The sequence below is a fragment of the Streptomyces sp. NPDC055078 genome, from assembly GCF_053607985.1.
Genome location: NZ_JBSGUP010000510.1, coordinates 1 through 5,959 on the forward strand (window position 1 = coordinate 1; position 5,959 = coordinate 5,959).

The 5,959-nt window shown below is 74.4% G+C and carries 5 protein-coding genes and 1 pseudogene; all 6 read right to left on the bottom strand.

The window, feature by feature from the left end; genetic code table 11:
* On the bottom strand, positions 1–409 hold a 409-nt coding region (locus tag ACWF94_RS30670), incomplete at its 3' end, for an SsgA family sporulation/cell division regulator (protein ID WP_453495736.1).
* 96 nt (positions 410–505) lie between these two features.
* Complete coding sequence (locus tag ACWF94_RS30675) at positions 506–1,951, bottom strand: FAD-dependent oxidoreductase (RefSeq protein WP_453495739.1); 1,446 nt, start codon at positions 1,949–1,951, stop codon at positions 506–508.
* Positions 1,952–2,088: 137 nt separating this feature from the next.
* Positions 2,089–3,456, bottom strand: a complete 1,368-nt coding sequence (locus ACWF94_RS30680; RefSeq protein WP_453495742.1) for an MAB_1171c family putative transporter — start codon at positions 3,454–3,456, stop codon at positions 2,089–2,091.
* A 1-nt stretch (position 3,457) separates the two neighbouring features.
* A complete protein-coding gene (locus ACWF94_RS30685; protein WP_453495745.1) occupies positions 3,458–4,033 on the bottom strand; it encodes a hypothetical protein in 576 nt (191 codons plus the stop codon).
* A 103-nt stretch (positions 4,034–4,136) separates the two neighbouring features.
* The gene (locus ACWF94_RS30690; RefSeq protein ID WP_453495748.1) at positions 4,137–5,717 is read right to left on the bottom strand and encodes an FAD-dependent oxidoreductase; all 1,581 of its coding nucleotides are present in this window, start codon (positions 5,715–5,717) and stop codon (positions 4,137–4,139) included.
* Positions 5,714–5,959: pseudogene (locus ACWF94_RS30695) on the bottom strand (hypothetical protein); the annotation flags it as partial. The pseudogene ACWF94_RS30695 and the gene ACWF94_RS30690, both read right to left, overlap by 4 nt.

Sequence of the window (5,959 nt, forward strand, 5' to 3'; positions counted from 1 at the left end):
CTCCTCGCAGCAGTGCCGCCAGGGCGCCGTCGACGTCCAGGGCGCGCGACTCCAGCTCGGCGGGGACCGTGGCGTACGAGTGGAGCAGGAAGTGGCGCAGTCGCCCGGTGGCGAACCGGAGCATGGCCACCCCTTCGGGCGACCGCAGCTCCACCATGGTCCGGGTGCGGTCGCACGGCCAGATGTGCACATCGCCCGTGCCCGACGGGGCCCGCAGGCCCATGTCGAGCAGCGCGCGGGCGAACGTCCAGGTCACACCGATGCCGCTGAGGGACACGGCGGCGGGGAACGACATCCGGACGGCGAGGGGGTCGTCGGCGTTGTAGGTCAGACACACCGCCAGTTGCGCGGGCTGCGGGGCGTCGCTGATGAGCTGGGCCGGGATCGACTGTTCGACGGTGGGGAACATCGAGTTGCTCCTCTGCTGCTGCTGGTCAACTCCTCTTGCCCTACGACGCAGTTCGGCCATGGGACACTCCAGGATCACCCTGTGATGTGACCTGTATCACAGCTCCTGGTGCGAGTTGATCTCCCGCGCCGCGTGTTCACGCTCACGGGCGGTGAGCGGCGGCCCCTGGAGCCGCCCCCGGCCCGGCCCGCGCAGCACTCCCACCACGATGTCCGGGTGCAGCCATGACGACGCGGGCGCGGAGAGGGTGACGACCCCGAGGAACGCGCGGGCCAGCCGGGCGCGGCCGGTCGCCGCGTACGCCAGCCGGTTGACATAGCGGGTGGCGAGCGAGGAGCCCGGGCCCGGCCGGCCGCCCCGGGCTCCCGGGTAGCGGATGTCCTGCGACGTCGCCAGATCCCAGGCGAGCGAGACCGGACGGGCGACGGCCCGCTGGACGCGGCGGGTGAGTCCGGGCTCGGCCAGGCCATGGTCCCGCAGGGCGGTCCGCAGCTCCAGCAGCCCCTGCGCGGCGACGCTCATCCCCTGCCCGTAGACCGGGTTGTAGGTGGCCACCGAGTCGCCGACCGCCACGAAGCCGTCCGGCCAGTGGGCGGCCTTCTCGAAGTAGCGGCGGCGGTTGGTGGTGCTGCGGGTGAGCGTGACGCTCCCGTCCCCCAGTGGGGAGGCCGCCGCGATCAGCTCACCGACCACCGGATGCCGGGTCGCGGTGAGCGCGAACGGCTCGAACTCCGCCGGATCGGCGGAGGGTTCACCGCCCCGGGTGCCCGAGAGCGTCACCATCCAGCGGCCGTTCTCGACCGGGACGAGCGTCGCGGTCCGCCCCGGCGACCCGTCCTCGGGGTCGGCCTGGACATTGACGACGGGGAAGTCCGGGCAGCCGTCCGGCGCCCGGTAGATCCGGGTGGCGTACACCAGGCCCGAGTCCACCTCCGCTTCCTCGATGCCGTCGATGCCCAGCTCCCGGAGCCAGCCGGTGGCCCGGGAGCCACGGCCGGCGGCGTCCACCACCAGATCGGCGTCCAGACTCCGCTCGGCCCCGCGCCCGGAGCCGACCCGGACACCTGTCACACGCGCGGCCGTCCCTTCCAGTCCGCGCATCTCATGGCCCTGGAGCAGGGTGACGGACGGCAGCGCGAGCACCTGCTCCCGTACCACCCAGTCCAGCAGATCGCGGCTGCACGCGATCATGTGCTCCATCTCGGGCCAGCGCGGCAGCCAGCCCTGCGAGGTCAGCGTCACCAGGCCCGTCGGCATCGGTACCCGACGGGCACCCGCGGCCAGCCAGCGGCCGGTGACACCCGGCAGCAGCCGCTCACAGGCGCGCGCACCACCGGACCACAGCAGATGCACATGACGGGCCTGGGGGAGCGAGGTGCGCGGCGCGGGACCCTCCGGCAGCAGATCGCGCTCGATGACCGTGACCTCGTCGGTGAACTCGGCCAGCACCGCCGCCGCGAGCATCCCGGCCAGTCCGCCACCGACGACCACCGCCCGGCGGGGGGAGCGGGCAGCGGGAGGGCCGGGGGCAGGGCCGGACACGGGAGTGGACGCGGGAGTGGACGCAGCGCCGGACGAAGAAATCGGCGAAGAAATCGGCGAAGGAGTCGGCGGAGGATCGGACGAAGGAGTCGGCGAGGGATCGGACGACGGGGAAGCGCCGGTGTGGGGGGAGTGCGTCATGGGGTGGGGGTCTCCGCGTTCTGTGAGGTCTCCGCTGGGCGCCCGGCCTCGGCCGCCGGGGCCGGTGGCGGGACGGCGGGCCGCGCGCGGGCAGGTTCCGGGCCGCCCGTGGTGCCCCCCGGCCCCGGCCGGGTGCGGTCCGTGGGGGGTACCGCCCCGGCGGCGGTCCGGGGCGGCCCGCCGGACCCCGTCTCCCGCCGGGCGCCATCGGTGAGATACGGCGAGCGCAGGGCTCCGGACAGCCGGACCAGCCGCTCGCGGCCCGGACTCAGGGCCGCCGTGAGCGCGTCGGCCCCCGTCCGGGCGCCCTCCGCGTCCTCATCCGGCGCGGGACCGCTCCGGCGTGCCGCCACGGCGGCGGCCAGCATCGCGGCGACGCCCACGGTCCCCGCGTGCTCCTCGGTCGCCCGCGCGGCGATGGCCGTCTCGTACGCCCGCCGCCGGACGCCGTCGTCCAGATACGGCTGGAGCCTGAGGAGTTCGTCGTGGATCAGGGTCTCGCGCACCGTGAGCCGCAGTTCCGGCGGTGCCCACCAGGGAATGCTGGGCAGCGGGCCCGGCTCCCCCCGCTCCTGGCGCACCTCCCGCCACAGCGCGCCGAGCCGGGTGTAGGTGAGCCAGGCCCGCCGTACGCCACTGATCCGCGGGCCCAGCAGCGGCAGCAGAAACCCGGCCGTGGTGATCAGACCTCCGGCGGCGGCCATCGGCGGAGCCAGGGCCGTACTGAGCGCGTCCCAGTCCCGGCCCGTCCAGCGGGCGACGACCGCGGTCAGTTTGGCGAGTCCGAAGCACAGATTCAGGACGAACCCGATCACCAGCACGACCAGACCCAGCCGCAGCCACTGGCCCACCACCCGTGCCCAGCGCAGACACATGGCGGTCGTCACGACGGCGGAGACGATATGCGCCGCCAGATAGGTGACGATCATCTCCCGGATGAAGGGGGTGCCGGCGTAGTACGTGTCCAGGTCCCGCAGCCGCTCGACGGGCGCGTCCCCGAGGACGAAGAGCACCGGAACGGCGGTGACGGCCGCCGCGTACACCGCGATCCATGTCCGGGAGCTGCGCCGGACCCGCTCGCGGGGCCCGCCGCGCCAGTTGACGATGAGGACGAGGCAGGCGCAGCTGAAGGTGCCCATGATGCAGTAGACCAGCGGGGCGGAGAAGTTCGGCACACCGGTGATCCGGTTGACCGCGCTGATGGTGGGCGGGGCGGCGAAGAAGAAGCAGACCGCCGCGGTGCAGAGCAGGAAGTGGACCGAGCGCACCAGGGGGTCGCGCCAGCCGCGCCGCAGCGCGGGCAGCTTGACGGCGAAGGCGATGCCGAGCGCGACGGCCGGGAGGTAGTAGTCGCTGTTGCGCACATCAGCCCCGGCGGTGTCCGAGCGATGCCCGCAGACGCCGGGCGACCTCGTCGTGCTCCGTCGGGTCCGGCGCCGGCTCCAGCCAGCTCCGCAGCCGGGTGCCGAGGGCCAGACCGAAGGTCTCCGCCTCGTTCTCCTGGGTCTGCCGGAAGTCCGTGCGCGCCGCCAGGCCGTGTACGGCGCCCGAGGCGCTGGTCAGGCCCTGCCCGTCCGCGACCAGCCGCGCGGCGGCGGCGGGCCCGTCCGCCGCCGTCCCCAGCGGCGGCGGGGCGGCGGTGTGCTGTCCTTGGTGACCGGCCATCATGTGCCAGACCTCATGACCGAAGATGATCAGTTGGTGGAGGGGACTGGTGTCCGCCTGCACACAGATGACATCGCGGTCGGCCATGTCCAGGTACAGTCCGCTGGCCGTCTGGGGCGGGAAGTCCACCAGATGGAGCACCACCGGCCTGCCGCGGTGCTCGCCGAGCCGGGCACAGAGAGCGGCGAACACCTCATCGGGCCCGTCCGGCGCCGCCTGTTCGAGAGCACGCGCCAACTCGTCGCGGAGCCGGCGCATATCGCTCCTGGTGCCCACGTGACTCCCCTCGGTCGACGGCCTCGGCGCGGGACCACACCGTACCCAGGGTTCGTTGCTGTCGCGCGGGGTCCGGAAGACGTTGCGGCGTTTCAGGACAGGCTCAGCGTACGTCCGGTCCTGATCCGGGCTCCGGGCCGCTCCCGCCGGGCGCGGACCCCGGTCCGTTCCCGCCCGCCCCTGCCTCCGGCGCGGTGCCGCCGGACGTGGCCCCCGGCCCGTCGTCACCGGACCCGCCGCGCCACCGGAGGAAACCGCGCTCACGGGGTGTCAGCGGCGGGCCCGCCAACCGAGGGCGCAGCGGCCCGCGCACCGCCGCGACGATCACATCGGGCCTCACCAGCCGGTCGAACCCGCACTGGAGCGTCATCACATCGGTGAGTGCCCTGGCCATCCGGTACGAGCCGGTGGAGGTCTCGACGAGCCGGTTCACATAGCGGCGGGCCAGCCGGTCCACGGCGTTCGGGGTCCGGCCGCGCGCGTCCGGATAGAAGACGTCCTGTCCCGTGGCGAGCCCCCACGCGATACCGGCGGGGCGGGCGATGGCGCGCTGTGCCCGGCGGGCGAGGCCGGGCGCCGTAACCCCGGAGCGCCGCAGTTCGCGCCGCAGCGCCAGTGCTCCCAGCGCGGCGACCGACAGCCCGTGGGCGTAGACGGGGTTGAGGGCGGCGACGGCGTCGCCCACGGTCACATATCCCTCCGGCGCACGGCGGTCCCGCTCGAACAACCGGCGTCGGTTGACGGTGCTCCGGGTGACCGCGATATCGCTCAACGGCTCGGCGTGGGCGAGGAGTTGAGCCACCAGCGGGTGCCGGGCACCTTTGGCGAAATCCAGATACGCCGACGCGTCCGCGGTGGGCTCCCCGCCACGCGTACCCGACAGGCTCACCAGCCACCGGCCGCCCTCTATCGGGATGATCGTGGCGATCTGCGCGGGTCCGGGCTCCCGGGGGTCGCCCTGGATCGTGACGATCGGGCCGCCGTCGGAGCCGGCCGGGGCGCGGTAGTAGCGGCTGGCGTACACCACGCCCGCGTCGAGCGCCGTCTCCCGTACGGGTCCTGCCCCCAGTTCGGCCAGCCGGCGCGGCCCCTGGGAGGCGCGGCCGGAGGCGTCGACCACCAGCGCGGCGCCGATGGCCGCCTCGGCCCCGTCCGCCCGGCGCACCAGGACACCGTCGACCCGCCGGGGATCCCCGGTGAGCCCCAGCCACTCGGTGTTCGGGACCACGGTGACGCCCGGGTCGCGCAGCACCAGGTCCCGTATCGTCCAGTCCAGCAGATCCCGGCTGCAGGCCAGGACGTAGTGCGACTCCGGCCAGCGCCGGTACCAGCCCTCCGGCGACAGCGACACCATCCCGGTCGGCAGCGGTATCCGCCGGGCGCCCGCGTCGAGCAGCCGGCCCGTCACCCCCGGGACGAGCCGCTCGATCGCGTCCGCCCCGCCCTCCCAGAGGATGTGCGCGTGGTGCGCCTGGGGCAGTCCCCGGCGGGGGAGCGGGCCGGCCGGCAGGATGTCGCGCTCCACGACGGTCACCTTGTCCACGAACGCCCGGCACGCGGCGGCGGCGAGCATCCCGGCGAACCCTCCGCCGACGACCACCGCCTGGCGCCGGAGACCGGCGCGGGAGGTGCGGGAGGTGTGGGACGTGCGGGACGTGCGGGAGGGTCCGGAAGGTGCGCTCATGGGTTGCTGCTCTCCGTCGGGGCCGTGGGGCTGCGGGCTTCGTTGACGAGGGGGGAGCGGCGCAGCGCGAGGGAGATCCGCACAAGATCGTCCGCCCGGGTGGACGGTTGCACGGACCGGTTGCCTTCGGCAAGAGCTGTCCGGGCGGGGGCCTCCGTCCGGCGGGTGGTGTCCGGACGGGCCGTGGCGTTCGTCCGGCCGGTGGCCGCCGGACGGCCGGGAGCGGGGGCCCGGCCGGGAGC

What these genes read in the sequence shown, in the direction of transcription:
- ACWF94_RS30690 (WP_453495748.1), bottom strand. Translation starts at nt 5,717, where the DNA reads ATGAGCGCACCTTCCGGACCCTCCCGCACGTCCCGCACGTCCCACACC.